The organism is Micrococcus sp. KRD077 (assembly GCF_017168505.1).
GTDB lineage: Bacteria > Actinomycetota > Actinomycetes > Actinomycetales > Micrococcaceae > Micrococcus > Micrococcus luteus.
In genome coordinates, this window is record NZ_JABFAZ010000031.1 from 9,581 (window position 1) to 36,183 (window position 26,603).

Below are 26,603 nucleotides of genomic sequence, written 5' to 3' on the forward strand. Positions count from 1 at the left end.
GTGGTGGCCGGGGGCACGGCGGACTCCTCACTGTGGCGGACGACACGGCGACGGGTTCCACCCAAGCACCGTGCTCGCGTTCCGTCCAATGACTCTGGGACGGGTCACTGACGTGCGTGAGTCATCGGTGCCGGGCGGTCCGGGGCGGCCGGGAGAGGTGGGCACGGGAGGGCCCGGGGCCGCGGGCAGAGGCTGTCAACTTCGCCGTCCCCAGATCCGGGCACCTTGTCCACAGGAGTTGTCCACAGATGTGGAGGGTGTGGACGACGGTGTGGATAGGCCTGTACCAGGCGGTGTGATGAGGGCGCAAACGGGGGTGCTGTCAAGTTGGATCGATGGGGCCGAGAGGGGAGTGGAGAATCTTCCTCCACAGCTCTGGGGATCGCATCGTCGCAGGTCAGAGCCGGATTCTGGGACTGGCCGAGCGGTTGTCCCCAGCGCGGTCCCCAGGCGATCCACACGACACGCCGCCGAATCCACACGTTGCCCACAAGGCCTGTGGGAAACGCGGTTGCCCAGCCTCCACGGCGCGCGTAGTGTCGCGTGGTATCCCCAACGCGAGGGCGGGTATTGGCCGCAGGTGACCACTGACAGGCGCGCATCCGCTCGGACCGTCGCCCCGGGGACCGTCGCACCGTCCGCCTGCAGGAGGGTGCGGCGGCACGGGCGGTGACAACAGAGGAATCAGGGCCGGGAAGACCGGCGAGGGCCGCCGTCGTGCGGGCTGTGGGAAGGGAGTCTCCGGACGTTGACTGCGAACTACGGAGACTCGGGCTCCTACGACGGCGGCCGTTCCTCTGAACGCTTCCTGCCGCCCCAGGACCTGGAGGCGGAGCGCTCGGTGCTGGGCGGCATGATGCTCTCCAAGGACGCGATCGCGGACGTGGTGGAGCTGCTGCGCGGCCACGACTTCTACCGGCCCAGCCACGAGATGATCTACGAGGCGATCATCGACCTCTACGGCCGCGGTGAGCCCGCGGACGCCGTCACCGTGGCGGACCTGCTGAACAAGCGCCAGGAGCTCAGCCGCGTGGGCGGCCCCGCCGTGCTGCACGAGCTGATCCAGTCCGTGCCCACCGCCGCCAACGCGAGCTTCTACGCGGAGATCGTGGCGGAGAAAGCCGTCCTGCGGCGTCTCGTGACCGCCGGCACCAAGATCACCCAGCTGGGGTATCAGGGCGACGGCGAGGTCGAGGAGATCGTCAACGAGGCGCAGTCCGAGATCTACAAGGTGGCGGAGAACCGTCAGTCCGAGGACTACGTGCGCCTCGCGGAGATCATGGAGCACGCCGTCGACGAGATCGAGGCGGCCGGCAACCAGGGGGAGGGCCTGACGGGCGTCCCCACCGACTTCTACGACTTCGACGAGCTGACGCAGGGCCTGCACGGCGGGCAGATGATCGTGATCGCGGCGCGCCCCGCCGTCGGCAAGTCCACGCTCGCGCTCGACTTCGCGCGAGCCGCGGCCATCCACCACAACATGGCCACCGTGTTCTTCAGCCTCGAGATGGGCAAGAACGAGATCGCCATGAGGCTCTTGAGCGCCGAGGCGACGATCGCGCTGCAGGACCTGCGCAAGGGCACCATCCGGGACGACCAGTGGTCCAAGATCGCGGCAACCGTGGGGCGACTGAACGAGGCGCCGTTCTTCATCGACGACTCCCCGAACATGACCATGATGGAGATCCGCGCCAAGTGCCGGCGGCTCAAGCAGAAGAACAACCTCAAGATGGTGGTGCTCGACTACCTGCAGCTCATGAGCTCGGGCAAGAAGGTCGAGTCCCGTCAGCAGGAGGTAGCCGAGTTCTCCCGTGCCCTCAAGCTGCTGGCCAAGGAGCTCGACGTGCCGGTGATCGCGTTGAGCCAGTTGAACCGTGGGTCCGAGCAGCGCACGGACAAGCGGCCGCAGGTGTCCGACCTGCGTGAGTCCGGCTCGATCGAGCAGGACGCGGACATGGTGATCCTGCTGCACCGCGAGGACGTATACGACAAGGAGTCCCCGCGCGCCGGCGAGGCGGACCTGATCGTGGCCAAGCACCGCAACGGGCCGACGAAGACCATTGTGGTGGGGTTCCAGGGGCACTACAGTCGCTTCAGCAACCTCGCACAGGATGGCGGGGGTTCTGGCGGGTTTTAACCCCATTCAATGCGGAGGTTGAGATGTTGAAAGTCAGCGACGTATTTGTGCCAGGTAAATTGCCTAAGTACACCTACAACCCCCGAGAAAATTCCAAGATTGAAGATCAACTAAAAGATTACCTTGATGAGCTTGGGGCTATTCTCGCCATCTCTGGCCCCACAAAGACGGGTAAGACTGTTCTGGTGAGCCGTCTGGTCCAAAATCGTATTTGGATTGATGGTGGGCTGGTCGGGTCGATTGAGGATTTTTACAGACTTGTAGTTGATCGCGCGGGCGAATTTACGACCATCGAAGTGGCTGGCGCTGACGAATACACTGCCACCGATGAGACTTCTGGCGAGGCGAATCTGTTTGGGGCTGGAAAGTTTGCCGCTAAAGACGTTACTGGTCTCAACACGACAAACTCGAAGAGTGCTTCGGTCAATCGCCCCGCAAGTCAGGTTGCAACCGATGCGCTTCGTGTCTCTGGTCACGTTCTCGTGATAGATGACTTTCACTACATCGAGCCAGCCGTCCAGACGGCAATTATTCGATTTCTGAAGCCTCTAGTCATGAATGATGTTCCAGTTGTTCTGATGTCGACCTTCCATCGCGTTGGAGACGCGGTGCGAGCGGAGTCGGATATGAATGGAAGGCTGGCCACGATCAAAATTGACTTCTGGTCCACTGAAGAGTTGATGAAGATCGCCTCACTTGGATTCGAGAAACTTAACATCATTGATGATCCGGAAGTTTCAAGTATTCTAGCTGAGAATTCATTTGGAAGTCCCCAGCTAATGCAGACTTTCTGTCGCGAACTGTGCAAGTTCAATGGAATCAGGACGGAGCAGGAGCACCCCGTGGCACTCACTCCACCGGAGCAGTGGCGCACATTTTTCGAGGCGGCGATCGATGTTGAAGAGTCGGCCGCATGGTTCGAAACGTTCTTGGCAGGACCAAAGCTGCGCGGCAAGAAGAGAAACGTATATGACCTTGTGAATGGTCAGCGACACGACAAGTATGGTGTGATTCTCTCCGGATTTAATTCCGTACTTCCGCCCCTAACTTTTACAAGTGCGCGCTTAATGGAAGAGATTCAGGTGCTTGTGGCCGGTCAGGCCCCCCGGTCCAGTGACGTCTCTGCTGGTCTCTCCAATATCTCTAAAATGGCGTTTGGCGACTCAGAGGTCGTGGATGAGACCGATTTGAGCGAAGGTGTCGAGGAGGGTCTGACTACCTCAATTTCGCTGTCGTCCCTGGACCACGCTCCGGCGAGTTCCCCTCTAAATGCGGATTCAAGGTCTAACCTGCGGTTTGCGAACGCCAAGAAGCGTCCCGTTCTGGAATATCTGGAAAAGGGAAACACGAGCTCGGTCTATATTCTCGACCCGTTCTTCGCATTTTATGTTAAATGGCACGCGCCCCAGGCCCTCTCGGAACATGCTAAACTCCGCAACGTTGCGGCAGTTGATTCACTGGAACCTTGAACTATGTGGGATGAATATTGTTCGTTAGTTGCGTTGGGCGCAGGCTCCACGTAGGGCTCATCGCAGCGGAAGGGTGATCAGGGGTCCTCGGCAGAATGGGGTCCCATGGAGTCCACCCAGCCCTTCGTCTTCTCCCTCGGTGCGGTCCTCGCCGCCGCCGGCCTCGACCCGCACGACGTCCTGGCCATCCGCCACACCTACAAGGCGTCGGGGCTGCCATCGCGGGCGGCGGCCACGCCGGAGCGCGTGCTCGCCTACACGCGGGAGCAGCACCACGTGGGGAAGTTCCCGAAGGAGCCTGCCCGCCACTGGCTCATCTTCATGGGGGAGGGCGGGCGTCGTTCTCGCCTCACCGCCGTGTACGAGAACTGCGGGGAGGCCGTGGCTGAGCGCACGGAGCGGTACCGGTACTACGACGTTGTGCCGGTGCCGCTGCTGGCGTCCCTCGAGGAGCGCCTGGTGGTGGAGTGGTCCGCAGACCCCGTGAACTGGGCCAAGCGCGGCGTGGCTGCGGCCACTTTTCCCGTCCTCGAGATCGCCGATCCCACCACCGAGGCGTTCCCCGGCTTCGACCACGTGCTGTTCAGCTACGGGGACCTGCAGTCACTGGTGACCGAGACCCGCTACGCAGGCTGGCGCACCGCCCTGGAGGCCGTACGCGGGATCTACCTGATCGCCGACGAGACCGCGGGCCGGTGCTACGTCGGCAAGGCCGACGGTGAGCGTGGTGTGCTCGGACGGTGGGAGGCCTACGCCCGTGACGGGCATGGCGGAAACGTCGCCCTCCGGGATGCCCTGGAGCTCGACCCCGACCAGCCGGAGCGGTACATGTTCAGCTTGTTGCGCGTGTTCGGCTCCAATACCCCGCAGGCCCAGATCGACGCCGCGGAGAAGCACTACAAGGAGGCTCTGATGACGCGCCGGTTCGGACTGAACCGGAACTGAACGGACGTCGTTGTCCGGGGGGAGAGAGCGAAGGGCAGACGGGAGGGGGGATGGATTGCCCGCGCCGAGCCTTGCGGAGGAGGGCAAGTGCGCCATCCAGGCACAGCAGCCATCGCTGAGTTCCTCGAATGTGACTGCCCACGAGCACACGGGGCATCCGCAAGCCGCCCGCATTGATGTCGCCGCGCGGGCCGACGTCGTCGAGGCGGGCGGGCCAGGTCTGATGGGTGTGTGTCAAGGGCCATTGAGTTCTGCCCATAGGCGGCCAGTGTTTCTTCCCGCTGGTGGCCATCAGAACTGCCCACTGGTGGCCAGCTGGTTTGCCCGTTTGGGTGGTGGTGCTGGCCACCGTGATGGGAGGTGTGTATAAGAGACAGGCACCTGACCGTCTCGCTCGGCGGGCACCGCGTGCTCACGGACGCCACGGTGCGGATCAACGCCGGCTCGCGGCTCGGGATCGTGGGTGAGAACGGGCGCGGCAAGACCACGCTGCTCCACGTGCTCACGGGCCGGATCACGCCCGACGTCGGCCGCGTGACGCGGGCGGGCACGCTCGCGTTCGTCCCGCAGGCGCTGCGGGCGCGGGCCGACGGGCGCTCCCGCACGGTGGGCGACCTGGTCCGCGACGCCCTCACGGGCCCGCACGCCGCACTCGAGGCCCTGGACGCCGCCGCGGCCGCCCTGGCCGAGGCCCCCGACGACGCCGGCGCCGGACACCGGTACTCCACCGCGCTGGAGCGGGCCCACCTCTACGACGCCTGGGACGCCGGCCGGCGCGTGGACATGGACCTCGAGGGGCTGCACGCGTGCACGGACCGCGAGCGCCCCCTCACATCGCTCTCGGTCGGCCAGCGCCACCGGGTGCGCCTGGCCGTCACCCTCGGCTCCCGGCCGGACCTGCTGCTGCTGGACGAGCCGACCAACCACCTGGACGACGTCGCCCTGGACTTCCTCACCCGCCGGCTGGTGGAGCACCCGGGCGGGGTCGCCGTCGTCAGCCACGACCGCGCCCTGCTGCGCGCCGTGTGCACCGACATCGTGGACCTGGATCCCAGCCAGGACGGGCGGCCGCGGCGGTACTCCGGCGGGTACGCCGGCTGGGCGAAGGGGCGCCGCCGCGCCCGGGCCGCCTGGGAGCAGGAGTACGCCGAGCAGAACGCCGAGCGCGAGCGGCTGGAGCTGGCCGTGGAGGACGCGCGGGAGCAGATGCAGGGCTCGTGGCGGCCCCCGAAGGGCACCGGCAAGCACCAGCGCTCGAGCCGGTCGGCGGGGATCGTGCAGATGTTCAACCGGCGCTTCGACGAGCTGGAGGCGCACCGGATCACCGTGCCCGAGCCGCCCCTGCGCCTGGACTGGCCGTTCGCGGACATGCCCGACGGCGACCCGCGGGACGGCGCGGACGCGGCGGCGGGCACGGCGGGCGGGCCGGGCACGGCGGGCGACGACGTCCTGCTCACCGCGGACGCCGTGCGCGTGGCCGGGCGGCTCGAGCAGCCGATGGGCGCGGCCCTCGTGCCGGGCGGCCGCGTGCTGGTGACGGGCCCGAACGGGGCCGGGAAGTCCACGCTGCTGCGCGTGCTCGCCGGGGACCTGGAGCCCACGAGCGGCTTGGTGACCGTGGGCGCCGACGTGCGCGTGCGCCTCGTGGCGCAGGAGACCCCCGCGTGGGACGAGGAGCGCACCGCCGCCGCCGTGTTCGAGGAGCACGTGCGCCGCGTCGGCGCGGACGAGGCCGGCGTCGACGACCTGGGCCGTCCCCTGCCGGCCCCCACGCTGCCCTCGCTCGGGCTGCTCACCGCCGAGGCCGCGGACACCCCGGTCGGACGCCTGTCCCAGGGGCAGCAGGCCCGTCTGCACCTGGCGATGGTGCTCATCGAGCGCCCCCACGTGCTGCTGCTGGACGAGCCGACGAACCACCTCTCCCCCGCGCTCGTGGACGAGATGACCGAGGCCCTGCAGGTCACGGAGCAGGCCGTCGTCGTGGTGACCCACGACCGGCAGATGCTCGCCGACCTCGCCGACTGGCCGCGCGTCGAGCTGCGGACCGACGCCGCGGCGGTGTGAGGCGGGCGGGGCCCCTGGCCACAGGCCCGGCCCGGCGGTCCGCCCTCAGAGGTGCGCCCGGCACAGCCGCCGCAGCGCCACGCGGGCCGGCAGTCGGTAGGCCAGGGCGACGACGGCGGGCCCGTGGACCGTCAGCCCCGCCCGGGTGCCGCGGGGGGTGGCGGTGAGATCGTGCGTCATGGAGACCGCCGTCCCGGCCACCCGCACCGTCCACCGCCAGGTGCGGGCGTCGTCGTCGACCTCCTCGACCACGAACGGGACGCGCAGCCCCAGGGGCGCGTGGACCACGCCGCGAAGCCCGGCCCGCAGCCGGCGCCGTGGCGCCTCCACGGCGCGGATCTGCGGAGCCCACCGCGGCCACAGGCGCAGGTCGGCGTAGCGGGCCCAGGCCACGTCCACGGCGGCGGGCCCGGTCGTCGTCACGCGGCGGAACTGTCGGGGGCGGCGCGCGCGCCTCGCGCCGGCGGGGGTGCGGGTCCAGGGGGTCCGGATCATGGTGCCGAGCGTAGGGTCCGGACCGCCGGCCGGGACACGCCCGCCGGCCCGAGCGGCTCGGCCAGTGCACCGGGGGCGGCGTCGCGCTCCGGCAGGATGGGCGCATGACCCTCCCCACCCCCTCCGGCCGCTGGACGACGACGGCGCGGCCTGCCTTCGCCGTCGCCGCGGCCCTGTCCCTGGGCGGCAACCTGCTCTCACTGTGGATCGGCTCGTGGAAGTCCTCGGACCTGCCGGCCGACGCGGGCTACGCGGGCGTGCTCGAGGGCGGCTGGGAGCACATGCTCAACCAGCCCACGTACTTCACGTTCCTCTCGAACTTCCTGGTGGGGCTGACGTCCCTGCTGCTGGCGCTGCGCCTGCACCGGCCGGGCACGCTGTTCCGGGTGCTGCGGGTGACGGGGGTGGTGTGCATCGTGATCACGGGCGTGGTGTTCAACGTGCTGCTGCGGGACGCCGACCCGATGACCGCCGTCGAGCGGTTCAACGACACCCTGCAGCACATCGTCACGCCGATCCTCACCCCGGTGCTGTGGGCGGTCTTCGGGCCGCGGCGGCAGATCACGTGGCGGGTGGTGTGGTTGTCCACGCTCATCCCGCTCGCCTGGCTGGCGTTCACGCTGCTGCGCGGGCCGTGGCTGGACTGGTACCCGTACACGATCCTGGACGTCCCGCGGCTGGGCTACGACGGCGTCGCCGTCTACGTGGTGGCGATCCTCGTGTTCTTCGTGGCGGTCGCCGCCCTGCTGCGGGTGGCCGACGGCCTGCTGGCGCGGGCCGGCGTCGGGGTGGGGGCGGGCGCCGAGGCGGAGGCCCGGGTGGAGGCCCGTCCCTCCCCCTGACCCCGCCTCAGTCCGACGCCGCGCGGCCCACCTGCACCGCCCACGCGCGGACGAGCGCCTCGGCGACCTCCGGCTGGTCCAGGTGCACGTTGTGGCCGGCGGCGTCGAGCGCCGCGTAGGTGGCGCGCGGGTAATGCTCCAGGAGCGCGGCCTGGTCCCGGTAGCCGACGAGGTGGTCCTCCCGGCCGGTGAGGATCAGGGCGGGCCCCTCGAACGGCGGCGCGGCCTCCTCCGGCACGGCGTCCAGGACGTAGCGCGCGGACAGGCGCTTCAGCGCCTCCTCGTCCACGGCGCGGACGCCCGGCAGCGCGTGCTCGCGGAACCGCTCCCACGTGTCCCGCGTCAGCCGCGGGGACATCTCGAGGAACGGGGCGGCGTCGTCGGGGTCGAGGGTAGACATGAAGGCGTCGTCGCGCTCGCGCACCACCAGGTCGGTGCGGGTGCGCCGGTCCTCGTCCGGGTCGACGACGGGCGCGAGCAGCCCCAGCCCCAACACCTGCGCGCCGAACTCGGCCGCCACGTGCCGGGCGAGCAGGCCGCCGAGGGAGTTGCCGAGCACCGCGAACGGCCGCTCGCCGACCTCCGCGCGGATCCAGTCCACGAGCCAGGCGGCGAGCTCGGGGAGGCCGCCGTCGTCCTGGAGGGCCGAGGTCCGGCCGAAGCCCGGCAGGTCCACGTAGATCCGCTCGACCTCCCCGGCCTCGGCGAGGGCGTCGTCGAGCGGCAGCAGCAGCCGGTGGTCCACGCTGTTGCCGTGCACCGCGATCAGCGGGACGCCGGAGCCGCGGCGGACGACGTGGGGGTTCTCGGGGGTGTGCTCGGATGTGTGCTCGGTCATGGGTCCGAGCGTAGGGCTGAGCGCGCGGTGCCGCCCTCTCCTCGCCGCCCTCTCCCCGCTGCCCCCTCCCCACCGCTTTGCGGGCCGAATGCGACGCTCCCGTGCCCGATTCAGGGGCTCATCCGTCGGATTCGGCCCACAAAGTGCTCGGCCGGGCCGCCCGGTGCCGGCCGGTCACCAGAGCAGCTGGTCCCCGCGGATCTGCGTCTGGAGTCCGTCGATGCGCCCGAGCACGGAGACCTGCAGCAGGGCCGGCCAGGCGTGCACCACGAGCCCCAGGGCCACCGCGACCACGCCCCAGACCGGATGCCCGACGGCCGCCAGCGCCACGCCCGCCACCGCGTGCAGACCCGCGGAGGCGGCGTGGCTGACGAGGGAGCCCACGGCGGCGGTGCGGATGCGCCGCAGGTCGGCCCGGCCGGTGATGCGGCGGCTGATGGCCGCGTTCCAGCCGACGGCGCCCAGCTGCCGGGAGAGCCAGTCGGTGCGGACCCGGCGGGCGAGATCGCGCCAGCGCGTGTCCCGCCTCCACGGCCGGTCCACGAGCTGCCGCGAGGGCTCCCCGTAGAACGGGCCGAACCCGAAGGTCCCCACCGTGAGCACGCCGACGAACAGCCCCGGCGCCGTCGGCGCCATCAGCACGAAGGCGGACATCAGGGCGGCGACGGTGAGGGCCAGACCGGCGAGCGAGCGGGGAGTCATCACCGCGGACGCTAGCGCACCGGGCCCGCACCCCGGGCGATCCCCTCGAGCCGCCGCACGTGCGCGGCCCACCGCTCGGCGTCCCAGCCGGGCAGGTTGTCCCCGGGGCCGCGCAGGCCGGCCTGCCCGTCGATCCCCTCGCGCAGGATGTCGGCGTGGCCGGCATGGCGGGCCGCGTCGAGGGCCACGTGGGAGAGGATCTGCGCCAGAGTCACCTCGGCCAGGTGCGCGGGCCACCAGGGGACCCGCCCCCGCGCGTCGAGGACGAGGGCCTCGATGGTCGCGTCCGCGTGCGCGAAGCATCGCCGCGCGTAGTCGAGGACGTCCTCGAGGGTCTCGTCCTCGGCGGCGAACAGGTCCGCGCCGTCCTCCTCGCCCACCCCCGGCGCGTCCCAGGGCAGGGGGATGCCGGCGGGGCGGCCGAAGACCTCGCCGAAGTACTCGAGCTCGCACGTGGCCGCGTGCTTGAGCAGGCCCAGCAGGTTGGTGCCGGTGGGGGTGCGGGGCAGGCGGACCTCCCGCTCGGGCAGGCCGTCCAGCTTCGCGAAGAGGGCGTCGCGCTGCCGGCGCAGCCCCTGATGGAGGATCTCCTTGTGGTCCATGGGGTGAGCCTGCCGGGATTCAGGCCGCGCGGACGGCCCTGGCCCGTGGCCCGACGTCGTCGCGGACGTCCGGCGCCCCGGGCCGCCGTCGTCGGTCCTCAGCCCTCCCGGCGCGGGACCACGGTGATGGCCCGGGTGTCCGGGGCGGTGTCCGCGACGTGGTCCATGGCCTCGTCCACGTCCCCGGTGCGCTCGTAGGCGGCGTGGATCTGTTCCCACAGGTGGGCGTTGCGGACGCCGATGGCGGCCGGGTCCAGGACGGGGTCCTGGCCGGCGCGGCGCTGGCGGTCGTAGTCCTTGAGCAGGCGGATGGCCACGGGGCTCAGGAGCACGAGCGCGAGGGTGTTCACCCACGTGTACAGGCCCACACCGAAGTCCGCAAGGGACCACACGAACGCGGAGGTCTGCACGGAGCCGATGACCATGGAGGCGGCCAGCAGCAGGCGGGCGGCCGCGATGCAGATGCGCTGCGCCTTCTTGTTCGGGATCAGGTACGCGAGGTTCGTCTCGGCGTAGAACGCGAAGGACAGCAGCGTGGTGAAGGCGAACAGGAACACCGCCACGGCCACGAAGGACGGACCGAAGGACGGCAGGACGACGTCGATGCCGATCTGCACCCAGGCCGGGCCCTCCTCGACGCCGGGCAGATGCTCCACGATCGGGGGGCCCTCACCCGTGCCGAGCACGTTGAAGCTGTTGGTGGACAGGATCACCAGGCCGGTCATGGTGCACACGAACAGGGTGTCCACATAGGCGGAGAACGCCTGGGCCAGGCCCTGCTTCACCGGGTGGGAGACGTGGGCGGCGGCGGAGGCCTGGGCGCCCGAGCCGGTGCCGATCTCGGTGGAGTACACGGCGCGGCGCACGCCCCACGCGATGGCGGCGCCGAGCATGCCGGCGTAGACGGAGTCCAGGCCCAGCGCGCTGGAGAAGATCAGCCCGAACATCGCGGGGACCTGCTGCCACATGAGTCCGACGACGAGCAGCCCCACCAGGATGTACGCGCCGGCCATGAACGGGACCACGAGGCCCACCGTGCGGCCCAGGCGGTGCATGCCGCCGAACACGATCACGCAGAACAGCACGGCCATCCCGAGACCCACCCACAGCGGGTCCCAGCCCCACGCCTCGGTCGTGGCGGCGGTGACGGCGTTGGCCTGGATCTGCGGGCCGGTGAAGACCGTCGCGAACACGGTGGCCGCGGCGTACGCGACCGCCAGCCACCGCCAGTTCCGGCCGAGCCCCTCGAGGATGTAGTACGCGGGCCCGCCGCGGTACTCGCCGCGGACCTTGTGCTTGTAGAGCTGTGCGAGCGAGCTCTCCACGAGCGCCACGGGGGCGCCGAGGATCGCCGTCACCCACATCCAGAACAGCGCGCCCGGGCCGCCCAGGTAGATCGCGGCCGCGACGCCCGCGATGTTGCCGACGCCGATGCGGCCGCCCAGGGCCATGGCGAACGCCTGGAAGGAGCTGATGCCCGCCGACGAGGACCCGCCGCCCACCAGCTGCCCCACCATGTCCTTGATGAGGCGCACCTGCGGCGCCGCCATCCGGATGGTGAAGTACAGGCCGAGGGCCAGCAGTCCGAAGACCATGGGGAGGCTCCACAAGATCCCGTTCGCGGCGGTGATGAACTGCTCCATGGGTTCCCCCCGGGTCGACAGACGATCCGTGCATCCCATCACACGCCCGCCCGGGGCGGGAGGTCTCAGGCGTCGCGGAGCCCCCGCCTCGCCCCCGCCTCGTCCGGCTCCTTCACTTTGTGGGCCGAAAGCGACCGTCCCGCGTCTGATTCAGGGGTGTATGCGCCGGATTCGGCCCCAAAGTGCAGGGGCCCGCTCCTCACTCATCGAGCTTCCGCACCGTGACGGTGATATCCACGTGGCCGGCCGCCGGGTCGACGAGGACCTGGCGCAGCTCCCCTTCATCGCCGCCGTCGAACGCGTCGAGGAGGTCCAGCATGGCGGGGTGCGGGAGCGGACCGCCGGGGGCGTCCTCGAGCAGGTCGGGCTGGTCCGCGTCCGCGAGGACCTCGACGTACCGCTCGACGCGGCGCGGCAGGAGGCCCGTGACGGTGCGGTGGCCGGGCACCTGGAACGACGATGGCGGTGCTCCTTCCACAGGTAGGGCCAGGACCAGCTCCACGGCGTTCCCCCCGCCCCGACCGGGGCGCATGGCGGTCCACGGCGGGCCGGACGGCCGCAGTCCCGCCTCACCGACGGCGCGGCCGAGCGCCGCGATCTGCTCGTCCGCCTCGCCGTTCGCCGTGTCCGCGTCCAGGTTCGGTCCGACCTCGATCTCGGTGGCCACGCCGACCCAGGCGGTTGCCGGCGCCTCGCGCTCTCGGCCGGCCGGGACGGCGTCGGGATCGGCGGCGAGCTGCGCGTCCGCGAGCGCGAGCGCGCGGTCCTCTAGGTCGCGACGACGGCGCAGCGTCTCGACGCTCTCGGCGAGAAGGGCCGGGAGCCGATCGGGTGCGTCGAGGGCTGCGCGGACGTCCTCGACGGTGAGCCCGGCGGTGCGCAGCACGCGGATCTGTGCGGCGGGGCGGACCTGGGCGGGCGCGTAGCGGCGGTAGCCGGAGTGCGGGTCGACGTCGACGGGGGCCAGCAGGCCGCGGCATGCTCGGCACCGCACTCCCCCGCCTCACCCCCGGCCCACAAACCGCAGCCCCCCGCCTCGCCCCCGCCTCGTCCGGCTCACGTGTGTGACCTCGCGTGTCCTGCCGGGCGCGCGGCACCCCGCTCACCCTGTTTGATAGCCCGCATGATCATCACCGGCCTGCTCCTCGGCCTCGTCCTGGGCTTCGTGTTCCAGCGCGGACGCTTCTGCGTCACGGGCGCTTTCCGCGACCTGTTCACTATCCGGTCCACCCGATGGCTCACCGCGTTCATGGTGATCGTGGCCGTCCAGTCGGTGGGCGTGTTCGCCCTCGACGCCCTGGGCGTGATCACCCTGGAGGCGGAGACGTTCCCGTGGCTGGGCACGATCATCGGCGGCCTGATCTTCGGCTTCTCGATCGTGCTCGCGGGCGGCTGCGCCACCGGCACGTACTACCGCGCGGGCGAGGGCCTCGTGGGCTCGTGGTTCGCACTGATCTTCTACATCGTGGGCGCCACCGCGTTCCGCAAGGGACCGCTGGCCGGCACCACCGAGGCCGTCCGCTCCGTGGAGACGCAGACGGGCTCGTTCCAGCAGCTCACGGGACTGTCCCCGTGGGTGTTCGTGGCGCTGCTCGTGGCCGGCGTCGGCCTGGCCGTGCGTCATCACCTGCGTCGCGAGGCGGCCATGACCCGCTTCCGCCTGCCCGCTGCCAAGACCGGCCTCGCGCACGTGCTCACCGAGAAGGCGTGGCACCCGTTCGTCACCGCGGCGATCATCGGCGTGCTGGCGATCCTCGCGTGGCCGCTCTCCTGGGCGACCGGCCGTGAGTCCGGCCTGGGCATCACCGGCCCGTCCGCGAACATCGGCGCGTTCCTCGGCACGGGCGAACTCGAGCTCGTGGACTGGGGCGTGCTGATGGTGACGGGCCTGCTGATCGGCTCGTTCATCGCCGCGAAGGCCTCCGGCGAGTTCCGCGTCCGCGTGCCCGACGCGCAGACCACCGTCCGCTCGATCATCGGCGGCCTCGGCATGGGCTGGGGCGCGGCGTGGGCCGGCGGCTGCACCATCGGCAACGCGATGGTGAACACCGCGACCTTCAGCTTCCAGGGCTGGACCGCGCTCGTGTTCATGGTGCTCGGCACCGGCCTGGCGGCCAAGCTCTTCATCCTCAACCACCGCGGCAAGGGCACGACGCCGGTCCCCGCCCCCGGCTCCGGCCTCGCCTCGGCCGAGGGCGCGGCGGCGAACGCCGGGACGGCCCGCCCCGTGAAGCTCACGCCGATCGGCTGAGCCGGCCCGCCCGCGCACGACCTCTGACCACCGACACCAAGGAGAGAACACCATGGCGAAGCACCTGCTCGAGACCGACGGCCAGGTCTGCCCCTTCCCGCTCGTGGAGGCCAACCAGGCGATGCAGCAGATCCCCTCCGGGGACGAGCTCGTGATCGACTTCGACTGCACCCAGGCCACCGACTCCCTGCCCCGCTGGGCCGCGGAGAACGGCCACGAAGTCACCGACTTCGTGAAGCGCGGCGCCGCAGAGTGGACGATCACCGTGAAGAAGGGCTGAGGGGCGGCGGAGCCTCTCGGCACCTCCGCCCGCCGCGGAGGGCCTCAGACCTCCAGCAGCACCTTGATCTCGCGGCGCTCGTCCATGGCCCGATACGCCTCGGCGGCGTCGTCGAGCGGCATGCGCGCGGTGAACACGCGGCCGGGCTGGATCTCCCCGGACTGGATGCGCTCGATCAGCTCGGGCAGGAAGCGGCGGACGGGGGCGGGGCCGCCCTCGAGGTGGATCTGCCGGCCGAAGAGGTCGGAGCCGTCGAGGGTCTGGTCGTGGGAGACGCCCACGAACCCGAGGTACCCGCCGGGGCGCACCGAGGCTAGGGCCTGGTCCATCGAGCCCTGCGTGCCGACGGCCTCGCACACCCCGTGCGCGCCGTAGCCGCCGGTGAGCTCGCGCACCTGGGCGGCGCCCTCCTCGCCGCGCTCGGCGATCACGACGTCCGCGCCGAACTCCCGGGCGAGCGCGGCCCGATCCTCATGGCGGGAGAACACGATGACCTGCTCCGCGCCGAGGGTCTTGGCGGCCAGGACGGCGCACAGGCCGACGGCGCCGTCGCCGACCACGGCGATGGTCTTGCCGGGGCCGGCCTGCGCGGCGACGGCGGCGTACCAGCCGGTGCCGAGCACATCCGAGGCGGCGAGGTAGTCGGCCAGGCGGTCCGGGTCCGAGGGCTCACCCCCGGGCACCTTCACGAGGGAGCCGTCGGCGAGCTCGACGCGCATGTACTGCGCCTGACTGCCCGTGTACTCGCCGGCGTTGACGCAGCGGGACTGGTAGCCGGCCTGGCAGATCTCGCACGTGTTGTCCGAGAGCATGAAGGAGCCGATCACGAAGTCGCCGACCTCGAGGGTGGCGACGTCCTCGCCCTTCTCCACGATCGTGCCGACGTACTCGTGGCCCATGCGCCGGTGGTCGACGTCGTTGTGGCCGCGGTAGGGCCACAGGTCCGAGCCGCACACGCACGCGGCGGCCAGCTTCAGGACCACGTCCGTGGGCTGGGCGACGCGCGGGGTGTCCACCTCCTCCACGACGACGTCACCCGGCGCGCGCATGACGACGGCCTTCATCGTCGCGGGGATGGCAGGGGTGACGGGGATCTGTGCGGTCATGGTCTGTCCTCCGGTCTGGCCCGGCGGTCCGGGCGGCGGTGTGCGGGGACCAGTCTTGCGCCCCTGGGCCGTGGAGACGACACATCGGCGTCGCAGGCGGGGCCGGTGGATGACCGCGCGCCAGCGACATCACCGCCGGGCAGAACCGCGGTGATGTCGCTGGCGTGAGGTCGGCCGACACACCCCGCTCGGCTCACAGCGAACGAGCGCCGCCGGGCGTTACGCTGTGGTTCCCATCACATCCGACTCCCCTCGGAGGCCCGTCGTGACCCTTACCCTGCCCGCCCGCCTCGAGCGCACCGCCGCCGAGCACCCGAACTCCACCGCCCTGGTCCTCGGCGAGAACCGCATGACGTACGCGGAGCTGCATGACCAGTCCCAGCGTCTGGCCGGGCTCATGCGGCAGGAGGGCATCGGCCCCGGGGACCGCGTGGCGCTCATGGTGCCGAACATCCCGGCGTTCCCGGTGGTGTTCTTCGCGGCCCTGCAGCTGGGCGCCGTCGTCGTCCCCATGAACCCGCTGTTCAAGCGCCGCGAGATCGAGTACTACCTGGAGGACTCGGGCGCGTCGATGCTGTGGTCCGTGCCGTCCGAGGAAGCCATGGAGGGCGCCCGCGAGCGCGGTGTGCCGCTGCGCACCCTCGGCGAGGACGGCCTCGCCCCGCACCTCGCGGCGAGCCCCGGCCCGGTGACCGAGACCGTCGAGCGGGACCTCGAGGACGACGCCGTCATCCTCTACACCTCCGGCACCACCGGCCGCCCCAAGGGGGCCCAGCTGACCCACCGGAACATGGGCACCAACGCGGACACCGCGGCGGAGACGCTGATCCAGCTCCAGCACGGGGAGACCGTGCTCGGCTGCCTGCCGCTGTTCCACGTCTTCGGCCTCACGTGCGCGCTCATGGCGCCCGTGACGATGGGCGCCAGCCTGGCGTTGATCCCCCGCTTCGATCCCGCCGTGGCCGCGCAGACCGTCCGGGAGCGCGCGGTGGACGTGTTCATCGGCGTGCCCACCATGTACGGGGCCGTGCTGGCCGCGGCCAAGGACCATCCGGAGGACCTGGCCAGCCTGCGCCTGGGCGTCTCCGGCGGATCGGCCCTGCCCGTGGAGCTGCTGCGCCGCTTCGAGGCCACCTTCGACTGCGAGATCCTCGAGGGCTACGGCCTGTCCGAGACCTCCCCGGTCGCGTGCTTCAACCATCCGGGTGAGGCGCATCAGCCGGGCTCGATCGGACGCGCCGTCCGCGGGTGCGAGATGCAGCTGGTGACGCCGGACGGAGCCGTCGTGCCCGAGGGCGACGAGGAGACCCTGGGCGAGGTGTGGATCCGCGGGGAGAACGTGATGAAGGGCTACTGGGGCAAGCCGGAGGCCACCGCCCAGGCCATCACCGAGGACGGCTGGTTCCGCTCCGGCGATCTCGCCCGGCGCGATGCCGCGGGCAACTACTACATCGTGGACCGCACGAAGGACATGATCCTGCGCGGCGGGCTCAACGTGTACCCGCGCGAGATCGAGGAGGTGCTCTACGAGCACCCGGCCGTCGCGGAGGCCGCCGTGGTGGGGGTGCCCCACCCGGAGCTCGGTCAGGAGGTCGCCGCGCACGTGGTGCTCGCCCCCGGTGCGCACGCCACGGAGGAGGAGCTGATCCAGCACGTCAAGTCCCAGGTGGCGCCCTACAAGTACCCGCGCACCGTGACCGTGCGGGACGGGCTGCCCAAGACCGCCACCGGCAAGATCCTCAAGCGGGAACTGACGCCGACGGAGTGAGCTCGGGATGACCGCCCGGGCCCGCGTGTGGGCCGAGGTGCTCGCGGAGGCGGGCGCCGCCGTCGCGCCGGGTGGCGGTCGGCGCCCCGGGGCAGGTGCACGCGCTGCTGCCGGACTGCGGATGCGACGCCTGCGACCCCGGGTCGGACGAGCTGCTCGAGGCCGTGGCCGGGTGCCGCCGCTCAGAACAGTGCCGCCACCCCCCGCGCGGCGAGCGGGAGGAGCCGCACGGCCCGCACCACAGTGAACGCGGTGACCACCGAGACGAGCGCCCACTCCCGCCAGGACCCGGTCCGGCCGAGAAGGGGGAGCCGGAACCGTCCGGAGGACTGCCACCACCACAGGCGTGCGGGGGGCTCCGGGCTGAGCGGCCAGAGCAGGGCCACCCCGTTGTTGGTGAGGGCGTCGCCGAGGATGTGCACGCTCACGCCGACGGCCACGGAGGCGGGGATCCACCACAGCCCGTCGCTGAGGACGGTCGCCGACACCGCGACCAGGATGCCGAGCGCCCACGCGGCCCTCCATCCCCGGTTCGGGAGCAGTCGGAGGGCCTTGGCGGCCACGGCCGCCAGGAACGCGGCGATGACCCCCTGACCCGGCGTGTAGACGTGCCCCGCGATCGGCACCTGGATGGAGGCGGCCGCCGTCGCGATGGCGGTGAACGCCGCGATCCCCACCAGCGAGTGTGTGCCGCGCCGATGCCCGCCGGCCACGTGGCGGATGCCGCGACTCAGCCACTCGGTCAGGGGCGGCAGGGCGTGGACGACGGTGGCGCGAGGGTGGTCCCAGTCGCTGATCATGGCCGCGCCGGCGGTGGTCACGGCGCCGAGCAGCTGGAGTTCGGCGGGCAGGTGCAGCACGGCGATCGGCGACTGCCAGTGCGTGAGCGCCAGCCAGGCCGCGGCGCCGGTGGCCGCGTGGGACGGGCCCATCATGGGTGAGGTCCTCTCGTTCGCAGGACCGGGCCGCGTCACCGCGCCTGTGCGGGCCGGCGGGCGGCCCGCGGGGAAGGAAGAGGACCAGGGTGGCAGGCGGGGCGGACACGGTAAGGACGCCGCCGCGGCTGGAGCGGGTCGAGGCGGCTGCCCGGCCGGGGGCGGCCGCCCGGCCCCTCACCCCGTCATCGCCAGCACCAGCGGGGCCAGCAGGGCGGTGAGCACACCGGAGCAGGCCATGGCGAGGGCGGAGAACGCACCGGTCTTCGGGCCTTCGGCGAGGGCGCGGGCGGTGCCGATGCCGTGGGAGCTCACGCCGATGGCCAGGCCGCGCACGCGGGGGTCGCGCACGCGCAGCCGGTCGAGCACCCAGGGGGCCAGCACGGCGCCGAGCACGCCGGTGAGCACGGGGAGCACGGCGGCGAGGGAGACGATCCCGCCGCCGGCGTCGGCCACCGCCATGGCGATCGGCGTCGTCGCGGACTTGGGGGCGAACGTGGCGGCCAGCGCGGCGTCCCCGCCCATTGCCCGCACGATCAGCACGGCGCTCACCATGGCGGTCAGCGAGCCGACGGTGACCCCGACGGCGACCGGCAGCAGCAGCTTCCGGATGTCAGGGCCGGCCCGGTACAGGGGGACGGCGAGGGCCACGGTGGCGGGGCCCAGCAGGAAGGTGAGGTAGCTGCCGCCGATCATGTAGGTCTCGTAGTCGATGCCGGTCAGGGCCAGGAACGCGGCCACCAGCACGATCGTCACGAGCACGGGCGTGAGCAGGGCGGTCTGCCGGGCGGCGAGCCACAGGCGGCGGGAGAGCACAGCAACGGCGAGGGTCAGCGCGATGCCGAACAGCGGTGTGTGCAGGAGCGCGTCCCAGGCCTCGGCGAGGGAGTCGGTCAGTTCGGCGGCGTTCACTGTGCGTCCTCCTTGTCCGTGAGGCGGCGGGCGAGCGGGGCGGCGACGCCGGCGGTGACCACCAGCCCCAGCAGCCAGGGCACCACGAAGCCGACCAGCATCAGCGCCCGGTGTTCCTCGATGAGGCCCAGCACCGCGACGACGCCGACGCCCGCCGGGACGAACAGCAGCGGCAGGTGCTGGAGCAGGTGATGGCTCGCCGTCATCACCGGCGCGTCCTCGGCCGGCCGGCGCCACGCGAGCAGGCCGAGCAGCAGGAGCATGCCCAGCACGGCCCCGGGGATCGGCAGGTGCAGCGTGTCGGCCACGAGCGTGCCCGCCAGCTGGCAGATCAGCAGGATCAGCAGGCCCTCGATCATCGGGGTTCACCTGCCTCGGACGGGCCCACGGGCGGCAGGCCGGGGACGACGCCGCTCCCCGCGGCGTCGAGGTGCGCCTGCAGGGCGCGCTGGGCGTCTGCGGCGCGCCCGGCGGCCAGCTGAGCGCAGATCTCGGCGTGCCCATCGAGGAGGCGGCGGGCGGCGTCGACGGATCCGCCGGTGGCGGCGTGGATGAGGCGGGCCAGGCGGGGGGCGAAGGTGCGCACGACCTCGTCGAAGGCGGCGTTGCCGCACGTGGCGATCACGTCCCGGTGGAAGCGCACGTCCAGCGCGGAGAACGCCGCGAGGTCGCCGGCGTCCAGGGCGGCGCGCTGCTGCTCCAGGTTGGCGGTGAGCGTGGCGACGAGGGGCCCGACGGCGTCGGGCCGCGCGGCGACCGTGGCGAGGGCGGTGGACTCGAGGAGGCCGCGCAGGGCCGTGAGGTCGGCCACGCTCTGCGGCGTGAGGGCCTGCACGGCCGCGCCCTTCTTGGGGAGGAGCCGCACCAGGCCCCAGCGCTCGAGCTGGAGGAGGGCCTCCCGGGCCGGCGTCCGGGAGATGCCGGCCTCCGTGGAGAGCTGGACCTCGGTGAGCATCTCCCCCGCGGCGATCTCACCGCGGACGATGCGCCAGGCGACGTCGTGGGCCAGGCGGCCGGCAGCCGTGGCACGACTGCCCCATAAGGGGTCGGAGAGTGGAGTCATGCGGGCCAGAATAATCAGATGCATGCATGGATGTATGCATTGTGTCGGACTCGGAAGAGGTCCGGGTGGGGAGGGGTACAAGGTGCCGGCACCTGTCGAAGCGGGCCTGCGGAGCGGCTGTCAGCCGAGTTCTGTGCCGGTCAGGGGTGCGCGGGGAGGGCGCGGTTGCGGGCGGCCCCGCCCCTGACTGGCCGTTGCGCACCGCGCGGCTGACGCTGCGCCCGCACCGGGAGGACGGCCTCGCCGGCCCTGCCGGATCGGTGTCCCAGCTGGACCTGGGGTTCGAGACGTACGGCCTGCACCGGGTGGTGGCGCAGATGGACGCCCGCAACCCGACGCCCGCCCGGATGGCCGGGACACTACACGCGGCATGAGGCTGGTCAGCCCGGTAGTCCACACCCGGTCAACCCCGCCGGCCCGCACGCGCGGCGAACTCGTCCAGACAGGCGAGCACCTCGGTGGCCAGCCACACCCGGTTCCGACGCTGAGCGGACGCGGCCTGCAGAGCGCCGGCCTCGACAAGCTGGTCCACGGCCCGCTGGGCGGCCGGGCGCGAGACACCCAGCGCCTGGGCCAGATGGTCCACGGTCACGGCCGGTTGCGCGATGATCACCGCGAGCGCCCGCCAGACCGCCGCGTCCCGCCGGGCGGTGAGCCGCTCGCGCCAGCCGGTCAGGGCCTCGTCCAGGTCCGCGACGAGCTCTCGGCCGTTGCCGACGGCGGCCAGGGCGGCCTGCGCGAAGCGGCGCACGATGGGCGCGGGGTCGCCGTCGCGGTAGGCGGTGAGGGCGTCGAAGTATCCGGCCGTGTCCGTGAGGAGTCCCGCGGAGAGGGGCACCCCCATACGGGTGATCGCGCCGGCCCGATGCAACACGGCGTGCACGAGGACGCGCCCGGTGCGGCCGTTGCCATCCGCGAACGGGTGGATGGTCTCGAACTGAGCGTGCGCGATGGCGGCCTGCACGAGGGCGGGTACGTCCGTGCGGCGCAGATAGGCGAAGAGATCGTCCATCCCGGCACGCAGGCGCTCCGGGTGGGGCGGGACGAACTGCGCCGTGTGCGGCGTGGGCGCCCCGCCCCCGATCCACCCCTGCGCATCGCGGTAGGCGCCCGGCCGGGCATGCTCCTGACCGTCCATGAGGGCACGATGGGCGGCCAGCAGGGCAGGCTCATCCAGGTCGGCGGCCAGCCGGGAAGCAGCGCCCATGGCCCTCACGTTCGCCGCCACGAGCGCTGCGTTCGGGCGGGTGCGTTCGCCGAGAGTCGCCAGGGCGAGGGCTCGCGCGCCCGCGGAGATGTGCTCGATCTGCGAGGAGGACGCGGACTCAGTGCGCAGGAGCACCGCGTCAATCGGGGCGATCTCGCCGGTGAACCCCGGGAGGGCGTGGCTGATCTCGGCGTCGAAGCGCACGACGGCGGCCGTCGCCTCCTCGACCTCGGTCGCCAGATCGGAGGGCAGGTCGAGCCCGAGTCGGGCGATGCGGGCCGGGAGCGCGGCTCGATATGGGCCTGCTGCACGCACGCGAGCGCGGCGGGAGCGCAGCCCGGCGTCATGCGGGTCCGCGGTCCAGGGGCGCTGTTCCCAGCCGACGGCCCACGGGGTCGGGCGCGGATCGTTGCTCATGCCACAACCTTACGCAACGTTATGTCTAGAGCGTTGCGTACTTCTGGGCGTCGTGAGGTGGAAAGCCGTCGGCCCCGGGCCCGATGCTCCGAGGCGAGCATCGCGTAAGTGACGCCGTCCACCCAGCCGCGGGTGCGGTGCAGTGACTCCTCCTTGAAGGTGCCCTCGTGGCGCAGGCCGACCTTCTCCATCACGCGCGGGATGGGCGCGTTGTCCGCGAAGGCGTGAGCCTCCACGGGTCGGACGCCGAGGCCCGCGAAGGCGAGGTCCAGCAGGGCACAGGCCAGCTCGGTGGCGTGGCCCCGGCCGGCGTGGGCCGGGGCTATGGTCCAGCCGATCTCGGCCTGCGCGTCCCGGGCTTCCTCGCGCGGTGCGCCGCGAGGTCGAGGAGGGGCGTGGCCATGGGGTCACGGCAACGGGCGGCGGTGACGTCCCCTCCCCTACTCTCGGCCCCATGGACGTCACCTTCACTCCGCTCGACCCGGCAGGCGCCGACCGGGACGCGCTCGTCGCCCTGCTCACCGAGAACGCGTGGCCGTTCCACACGCGCCCGCGCGTCACCCGGCCGGAGGCGGAGAAGGCCGTCGATGGCGGCGCCTGGGAGGATGAGGACCACCGCACCTTCTGGATCGAGCATCCCGAGCACGGCCGCGTCGGCGTGGTGCGCCTGGAGGACCTCACGGACCCCACCCCCTTGTTCGACCTGCGCGTGGCGGAGCGGTTCCGCGGGCGCGGGCTCGGCGCGCAGATCCTCACCGCGCTCACCCGGCGCGTCTTCGAGACGATGCCCGCGGTGGACCGCTTCGAGGGCCAGACCCGCGAGGACAACGTCCCCATGCTGCGCACCTTCCGCCGGGCCGGCTGGGTCAAGGAGGCGCACTACCGGCGCGGCTGGCCCGTGGACGGCGGCGAGCCGTTCGCGTCCGTGGCCTACGCAATGTTGCGCCAGGACTGGGCGTCCGGCACGACGACGCCGGTCCCCGCCGACGTCGACGCCCCGCCTCCGGCGGGGCGCAAGGAGGGCGCGGCTGCGGGCGGCCGCGCCCCTGACTGGCCGTTGCCCACCGCGCGGCTGACGCTGCGGCCGCACCGGGAGGACGACTTCGGCTGGTTGCAGGAGATGTACACGCAGCCCGAGGTGGTGCGCCACCTGCTGGACGAGCCCTGGGACGAGGCGACCGCGCGGGCGAAGCTGGCCAAGCGGATCACGTGGGACGACCTCGGCGGCCCGTCCGGGGCGGCGTCCCTGGTGGTGGAGCACGCGGGCGTCCCCGTGGGTGACGTGATCCTGTGGCTGACGGACCGCGAGCGCGGTGTCGCGGAGATCGGCTGGGCACTGGATCCGCGACATGCCGGTCAAGGCTTCGCCCGGGAGGCCGCGGCTGCGCTGCTGGACCTGGGGTTCGAGACGTCTGGCCTGCACCGGGTAGTGGCACAGATGGATGCCCGCAACACGGCGTCCGCCCGACTGGCCGAGATGCTCGGGATGCGTCGAGAGGCACACCACCGGCAGGACCTGTGGAGCAAGGGCGAGTGGACGGACACCCTCGTCTACGCGATGCTCGCGAGCGACCGGGGGGTGAGGGGCCATCTATGACGACGAACGGACTTCTACGCTCACCCCATGCAGCTCGAGACCGTGAGGGGGTGGACTCGCGAGGCTCACCAGGTGTGCGGACCGAGGTCCTCGAGGATCTCCAGGTCGAGAAGCCACTCGTCAGGGCGGGGAGTCTCGGGGAGCACCGGCTCGTAGGCGCCGACGTAGACGACCTCCCCCAAGCCGAGGCCGGTGGCCTCCTCTGGCTCAAGGATCGTCAGGTCAGCGTGGCCGGGGACGCGGTCGATCTCGGCGAGCCGCCCCGAGGGCCACACCTCGTGTGCCGCCCTCACCACGGCCCGCACACGACGCAACGGGATCGACCCGGCGGGGCTGCCGTCGTCGTGATGGGTGACGACCCAGCCTGCAGAGGCCAGGGGCCCAGCCTGACTCACTCCCCGGGAGGGCAGCAGGATCAGCTCGTGGACTTCCCCCACGGCGATCGAGTCACCGCAGCATTCCTGCTCCCAGTCCGAGAGCGAGGCGCGGCCGACGGCGCCGACGGTGATGTCCATGGTCGGAGTGTAGGGGCGGGGCCTCACCCGAGGGCACGCGTCACCCGAGGCGCTCCGCCCTCGTTCCAGCGGAACAGGGTGAGGTGCCACAGTCCGGGGACCGTGCGAGACGGGCCACCTCCACGCGCGCCGACGTGCCGCTGTTCGAGCGGCTCGGGTTCCGCGAGACCGTACCCGACGCGTGCATACCCGCGGCCCGGGAGTGACATCATGGACCTCGGCTCGTGCTGATACTGGGTATCGTGAGCCACGCCACTACACTGTGCTTCCACTGATAAAGGAGCAACCCCCCATGCCGACCCTGCGAACCGTCCCCCTCTCCGCCGCCACGCGGGAGGACCACCTCGCCCGCCTCCGGGCCACCAGCCCGGAGGCCCCCCTCGACATCCTGGTCGTGGGCGGCGGCTCCACCGGCGTGGGCGCCGCGTTCGACGCGGCCACCCGCGGCCTCGACGTGGGCATCGTCGAGGCCCGCGACTGGGCCTCCGGGACCTCGTCCCGCTCCTCCCGCCTCATGCACGGTGGCCTGCGCTACCTCGAGATGCTGGACGTCAAGCTGGTGTACGAGGCGCTGCGGGAGCGCGACCTGCTGCTCACCCAGACCGCGCCCCACCTGGTGCGTCCCCTGCGCTTCGTCTTCCCGTTCTTCCACAAGGTGATCGACCGCGGCTTCATCGGCGCCGGCGTCACCATGTACGACGCCATGCAGTCGCTCGGCCGCCGCCGCGCGATGGGCGCGCACCGCCATCTCAGCCGCCGCTCCATGGCCGCGACCTTCCCCTCCCTCGACGACGAGAAGATCGTCGGCGCGGTGGAGTACGCCGACGCCCAGTTCGACGACGCCCGCCTGGCCATGATGCTCGTGCGATCCGCCGTGGACCACGGCGCCGTGGCCGCCAACTACACCGCCGTCACCGGCTACCTGCGCGGCGACGACGGCCGTGTGCAGGGCGTGCGTGTCCGCGAGGAGACCTCCGGCGAGGAGTTCGACGTGCACGCGCGCGCCGTCATCCTGGCCGGGGGCGTGTGGACCCAGGAGCAGCAGGAGCTGGCCGGGGCCGACGGCGGCCTCGAGGTGCTCGCCTCCAAGGGCGCCCACATCACCGTCCCGCGCGACCGCATCCGCGCCGACGCCGCCACCGGCGTGATCACCAAGACGGAGAAGTCCGTGCTGTTCCTCATCCCGTGGGACGAGTACTGGGTGATCGGCACCACGGACACCCCGTGGGCGGAGGACGTGGCCCATCCGGCCACCACCGCGGACGACATCGGCTACATCCTCGAGCACGCCAACGCGGTGCTGAAGGAGGACCTCACGCGTGACGACGTGATCGCCACGTACGCCGGCCTGCGCCCGCTCCTGCAGCCGGTCACCGGATCCGACGGCGGCTCCACCAAGATCTCCCGTGAGCACACCGTCACCGAGGTGGCCCCCGGCCTCACCGCCGTGGCCGGCGGCAAGTGGACCACGTACCGGGCCATGGCCGAGGACGTCGTGGACTTCGTGGTGCGCGAGACCCACCCGACCCGTCCCAGCCTCACCGAGCGCATCCCCGTGCTCGGCGGCCTCGGCTACTCGGAGATCGAGGCGGAGGCGGACCGCATCGCCGCCGACTACGGCCTGGACGAGGCCCGCGTGGACCGGCTCCTGTTCCGTTACGGCACCGTCCTGCGCCATGTGCTCGACCTGATCGACGGCGACCCGTCCCTGAGCGTCCCTCTCGCCGAGGCGCCGCGCTACCTGCGCGCCGAGATCGTCTACGCGGCCCGAGCCGAGGGCGTCGTCCACCTGGACGACGTCATCGAGCGCCGCACGCGCCTGTCCACCGAGGTCCGCGACCGCGGCGTCGCGGCGGCCGAGGAGATCGCGTCCCTCGTGGCCCCCGAGCTGGGCTGGGATGAAGAGCGCATCGCCGGTGAGATCCGGGCGTACAAGGACCTCGTCGCCGCCCGCCTCCGCGGCGAGACCGCCCACGACGACGTCACCGCCGCCGCCGCGCTCGCAGCTGCCGACGCCGCCCCCGTCCACGGAAAGGAGCCCGTCCATGGGCACGATCTTCCTGCATGAGATCGCCGGCACGGCCATCCTCCTCCTGCTCGGCGTCGGCGTCGTCGCCAACGTCGTCCTGACGAAGACCAAGGGCAACGGCGGAGGCTGGCTGCTCATCAGCTTCGGCTGGGGGCTGGGCGTCTTCGCGGGCGTCTACGTCGCTGCCGCGACCGGTGCGCACCTGAACCCCGCCGTGACCGTCGGCCTGCTCGTCAGCGGCGCCGAGGAGTACGCCCCCGGCATCGCCGTGACCCTCGGCACCACGCTCGCGTACTTCGCGGCGCAGCTGATCGGCGCCTTCCTCGGCGCGGCCCTGGCCTGGCTGGCCTACCGCGACCACTACCAGGCGGAGACGGACCAGGGCGCGATCCTGGGCACGTTCGCCACAGGTCCCGAGATCCGCAACCCGCTGTGGAACATGGTCACCGAGGTGATCGCCACGTTCGTCCTGGTGTTCGTGATCCTGCTCTTCGGCTCCACCCCCTCCGGGCTCGGCCCGCTCGCGGTGGCCCTGCTCGTCGTCGCGATCGGCGCGAGCCTGGGCGGCCCCACGGGGTACGCCATCAACCCGGCGCGCGACCTGGGCCCCCGCCTGTTCCACGCCGTCGCGCCGATCCGGCACAAGGGCGGCTCGGACTGGGGCTACGCCTGGGTGCCGATCGTCGGCCCGCTCGTCGGCGCCGTCCTGGCCGGCCTCGCCGCGCCTCTGTTCGTCTGAGCGGTCTGCCCGTCCAACCCCGGCGGGCACGTTCCCCTGCGGGAACG

Annotated in this window: 25 protein-coding genes and 1 pseudogene; 12 read left to right on the plus strand and 14 right to left on the minus strand. The window is 71.8% G+C overall.

The annotated features are described in order from the left end of the window. Nucleotides 1–748: 748 nt before the first annotated feature. From dnaB to J1M39_RS07655, 4 genes are all read left to right on the plus strand, one after another. A complete protein-coding gene (dnaB, locus tag J1M39_RS07640; RefSeq protein ID WP_446740325.1) occupies nt 749–2,137 on the plus strand; it encodes a replicative DNA helicase in 1,389 nt (462 codons plus the stop codon). A 23-nt stretch (nt 2,138–2,160) separates the two neighbouring features. Further along, complete coding sequence (locus tag J1M39_RS07645; protein ID WP_148042376.1) at nt 2,161–3,606, plus strand: hypothetical protein; 1,446 nt, start codon at nt 2,161–2,163, stop codon at nt 3,604–3,606. 105 nt (nt 3,607–3,711) lie between these two features. Further along, nucleotides 3,712–4,551: a GIY-YIG nuclease family protein gene (locus J1M39_RS07650; protein WP_123243981.1), complete on the plus strand. Its 840-nt coding sequence runs from the start codon at nt 3,712–3,714 to the stop codon at nt 4,549–4,551. Between the two features lie 360 nt (nt 4,552–4,911). Continuing rightward, nucleotides 4,912–6,615, plus strand: coding sequence for an ATP-binding cassette domain-containing protein (locus J1M39_RS07655; RefSeq protein WP_206496647.1), 1,704 nt, complete (start codon nt 4,912–4,914; stop codon nt 6,613–6,615). Nucleotides 6,616–6,660: 45 nt separating this feature from the next. Here J1M39_RS07655 and J1M39_RS07660 read toward each other — a convergent pair whose 3' ends face one another. Beyond that, nucleotides 6,661–7,110, minus strand: a complete 450-nt coding sequence (locus J1M39_RS07660; protein WP_020627043.1) for an SRPBCC family protein — start codon at nt 7,108–7,110, stop codon at nt 6,661–6,663. 104 nt (nt 7,111–7,214) lie between these two features. Between J1M39_RS07660 and J1M39_RS07665 the strand changes: the two genes are divergently transcribed. Further along, on the plus strand, nt 7,215–7,952 hold the full coding sequence (locus J1M39_RS07665; protein WP_020627044.1) for a Pr6Pr family membrane protein: 738 nt from the start codon (nt 7,215–7,217) through the stop codon (nt 7,950–7,952). 7 nt (nt 7,953–7,959) lie between these two features. Here J1M39_RS07665 and J1M39_RS07670 read toward each other — a convergent pair whose 3' ends face one another. The 5 genes from J1M39_RS07670 to J1M39_RS07690 form a co-directional block, all read right to left on the minus strand. After that, nucleotides 7,960–8,790, minus strand: coding sequence for an alpha/beta fold hydrolase (locus tag J1M39_RS07670; protein ID WP_020627045.1), 831 nt, complete (start codon nt 8,788–8,790; stop codon nt 7,960–7,962). Between the two features lie 174 nt (nt 8,791–8,964). Further along, the gene (locus J1M39_RS07675) at nt 8,965–9,492 is read right to left on the minus strand and encodes a hypothetical protein (RefSeq protein ID WP_036315583.1); all 528 of its coding nucleotides are present in this window, start codon (nt 9,490–9,492) and stop codon (nt 8,965–8,967) included. A gap of 11 nt (nt 9,493–9,503) precedes the next feature. Next, nucleotides 9,504–10,094 (minus strand): DinB family protein, encoded by a 591-nt coding sequence (locus J1M39_RS07680; RefSeq protein WP_010079843.1) that lies wholly within the window; start codon nt 10,092–10,094, stop codon nt 9,504–9,506. A 98-nt stretch (nt 10,095–10,192) separates the two neighbouring features. Continuing rightward, nucleotides 10,193–11,737 (minus strand): alanine/glycine:cation symporter family protein, encoded by a 1,545-nt coding sequence (locus J1M39_RS07685; RefSeq protein ID WP_145951253.1) that lies wholly within the window; start codon nt 11,735–11,737, stop codon nt 10,193–10,195. A gap of 199 nt (nt 11,738–11,936) precedes the next feature. Continuing rightward, entirely contained in the window at nt 11,937–12,731 is a 795-nt protein-coding gene (locus J1M39_RS07690) for a MerR family transcriptional regulator (RefSeq protein ID WP_260844557.1), read from the minus strand. Nucleotides 12,732–12,860: 129 nt separating this feature from the next. On the opposite strand from J1M39_RS07690, the gene J1M39_RS07695 reads away from it, so the two are divergent. Next, nucleotides 12,861–13,988, plus strand: a complete 1,128-nt coding sequence (locus tag J1M39_RS07695) for a YeeE/YedE family protein (RefSeq protein WP_036315575.1) — start codon at nt 12,861–12,863, stop codon at nt 13,986–13,988. Nucleotides 13,989–14,040: 52 nt separating this feature from the next. Further along, nucleotides 14,041–14,268, plus strand: coding sequence for a sulfurtransferase TusA family protein (locus tag J1M39_RS07700; RefSeq protein WP_002855519.1), 228 nt, complete (start codon nt 14,041–14,043; stop codon nt 14,266–14,268). Nucleotides 14,269–14,312: 44 nt separating this feature from the next. Here J1M39_RS07700 and J1M39_RS07705 read toward each other — a convergent pair whose 3' ends face one another. Then, nucleotides 14,313–15,374: a zinc-binding dehydrogenase gene (locus tag J1M39_RS07705; RefSeq protein ID WP_145951254.1), complete on the minus strand. Its 1,062-nt coding sequence runs from the start codon at nt 15,372–15,374 to the stop codon at nt 14,313–14,315. 265 nt (nt 15,375–15,639) lie between these two features. Between J1M39_RS07705 and J1M39_RS07710 the strand changes: the two genes are divergently transcribed. After that, nucleotides 15,640–17,142 (plus strand): AMP-binding protein, encoded by a 1,503-nt coding sequence (locus tag J1M39_RS07710; protein WP_145951255.1) that lies wholly within the window; start codon nt 15,640–15,642, stop codon nt 17,140–17,142. A 182-nt stretch (nt 17,143–17,324) separates the two neighbouring features. On the opposite strand, the gene J1M39_RS07715 is transcribed toward J1M39_RS07710, so the two are convergent. From J1M39_RS07715 to J1M39_RS07730, 4 genes are all read right to left on the minus strand, one after another. Next, the gene (locus tag J1M39_RS07715) at nt 17,325–18,077 is read right to left on the minus strand and encodes a metal-dependent hydrolase (protein ID WP_063189458.1); all 753 of its coding nucleotides are present in this window, start codon (nt 18,075–18,077) and stop codon (nt 17,325–17,327) included. Nucleotides 18,078–18,254: 177 nt separating this feature from the next. Continuing rightward, the gene (locus J1M39_RS07720) at nt 18,255–18,989 is read right to left on the minus strand and encodes an LrgB family protein (protein WP_036315548.1); all 735 of its coding nucleotides are present in this window, start codon (nt 18,987–18,989) and stop codon (nt 18,255–18,257) included. Continuing rightward, a complete protein-coding gene (locus J1M39_RS07725; RefSeq protein WP_158184739.1) occupies nt 18,986–19,348 on the minus strand; it encodes a CidA/LrgA family protein in 363 nt (120 codons plus the stop codon). Before J1M39_RS07725 ends, J1M39_RS07720 begins: the two co-directional genes overlap by 4 nt. Beyond that, nucleotides 19,345–20,052: a GntR family transcriptional regulator gene (locus J1M39_RS07730; protein WP_041104849.1), complete on the minus strand. Its 708-nt coding sequence runs from the start codon at nt 20,050–20,052 to the stop codon at nt 19,345–19,347. The genes J1M39_RS07725 and J1M39_RS07730 overlap by 4 nt, the downstream gene beginning before the upstream one ends. A gap of 194 nt (nt 20,053–20,246) precedes the next feature. Here J1M39_RS07730 and J1M39_RS07735 point away from each other — a divergent pair, with 194 nt between their 5' ends. Next, a complete protein-coding gene (locus J1M39_RS07735) occupies nt 20,247–20,426 on the plus strand; it encodes a hypothetical protein (protein WP_236649631.1) in 180 nt (59 codons plus the stop codon). 29 nt (nt 20,427–20,455) lie between these two features. On the opposite strand, the gene J1M39_RS07740 is transcribed toward J1M39_RS07735, so the two are convergent. Continuing rightward, nucleotides 20,456–21,676 (minus strand): Fic family protein, encoded by a 1,221-nt coding sequence (locus J1M39_RS07740; protein ID WP_144819794.1) that lies wholly within the window; start codon nt 21,674–21,676, stop codon nt 20,456–20,458. Continuing rightward, nucleotides 21,673–22,020, minus strand: a pseudogene (locus J1M39_RS07745) (GNAT family N-acetyltransferase); the annotation flags it as partial. The gene J1M39_RS07740 and the pseudogene J1M39_RS07745, both read right to left, overlap by 4 nt. Nucleotides 22,021–22,130: 110 nt before the next feature. On the opposite strand from J1M39_RS07745, the gene J1M39_RS12550 reads away from it, so the two are divergent. After that, complete coding sequence (locus J1M39_RS12550) at nt 22,131–23,273, plus strand: GNAT family N-acetyltransferase (protein WP_020621625.1); 1,143 nt, start codon at nt 22,131–22,133, stop codon at nt 23,271–23,273. Between the two features lie 65 nt (nt 23,274–23,338). Here J1M39_RS12550 and J1M39_RS07755 read toward each other — a convergent pair whose 3' ends face one another. Next, nucleotides 23,339–23,788, minus strand: coding sequence for a hypothetical protein (locus J1M39_RS07755; RefSeq protein ID WP_043275869.1), 450 nt, complete (start codon nt 23,786–23,788; stop codon nt 23,339–23,341). A gap of 292 nt (nt 23,789–24,080) precedes the next feature. Between J1M39_RS07755 and J1M39_RS07760 the strand changes: the two genes are divergently transcribed. Beyond that, complete coding sequence (locus J1M39_RS07760; RefSeq protein WP_135019599.1) at nt 24,081–25,856, plus strand: glycerol-3-phosphate dehydrogenase/oxidase; 1,776 nt, start codon at nt 24,081–24,083, stop codon at nt 25,854–25,856. Next, entirely contained in the window at nt 25,834–26,556 is a 723-nt protein-coding gene (locus J1M39_RS07765) for an MIP/aquaporin family protein (RefSeq protein WP_010079813.1), read from the plus strand. The genes J1M39_RS07760 and J1M39_RS07765 overlap by 23 nt, the downstream gene beginning before the upstream one ends. The last annotated feature ends 47 nt before the right edge of the window (nt 26,557–26,603 follow it).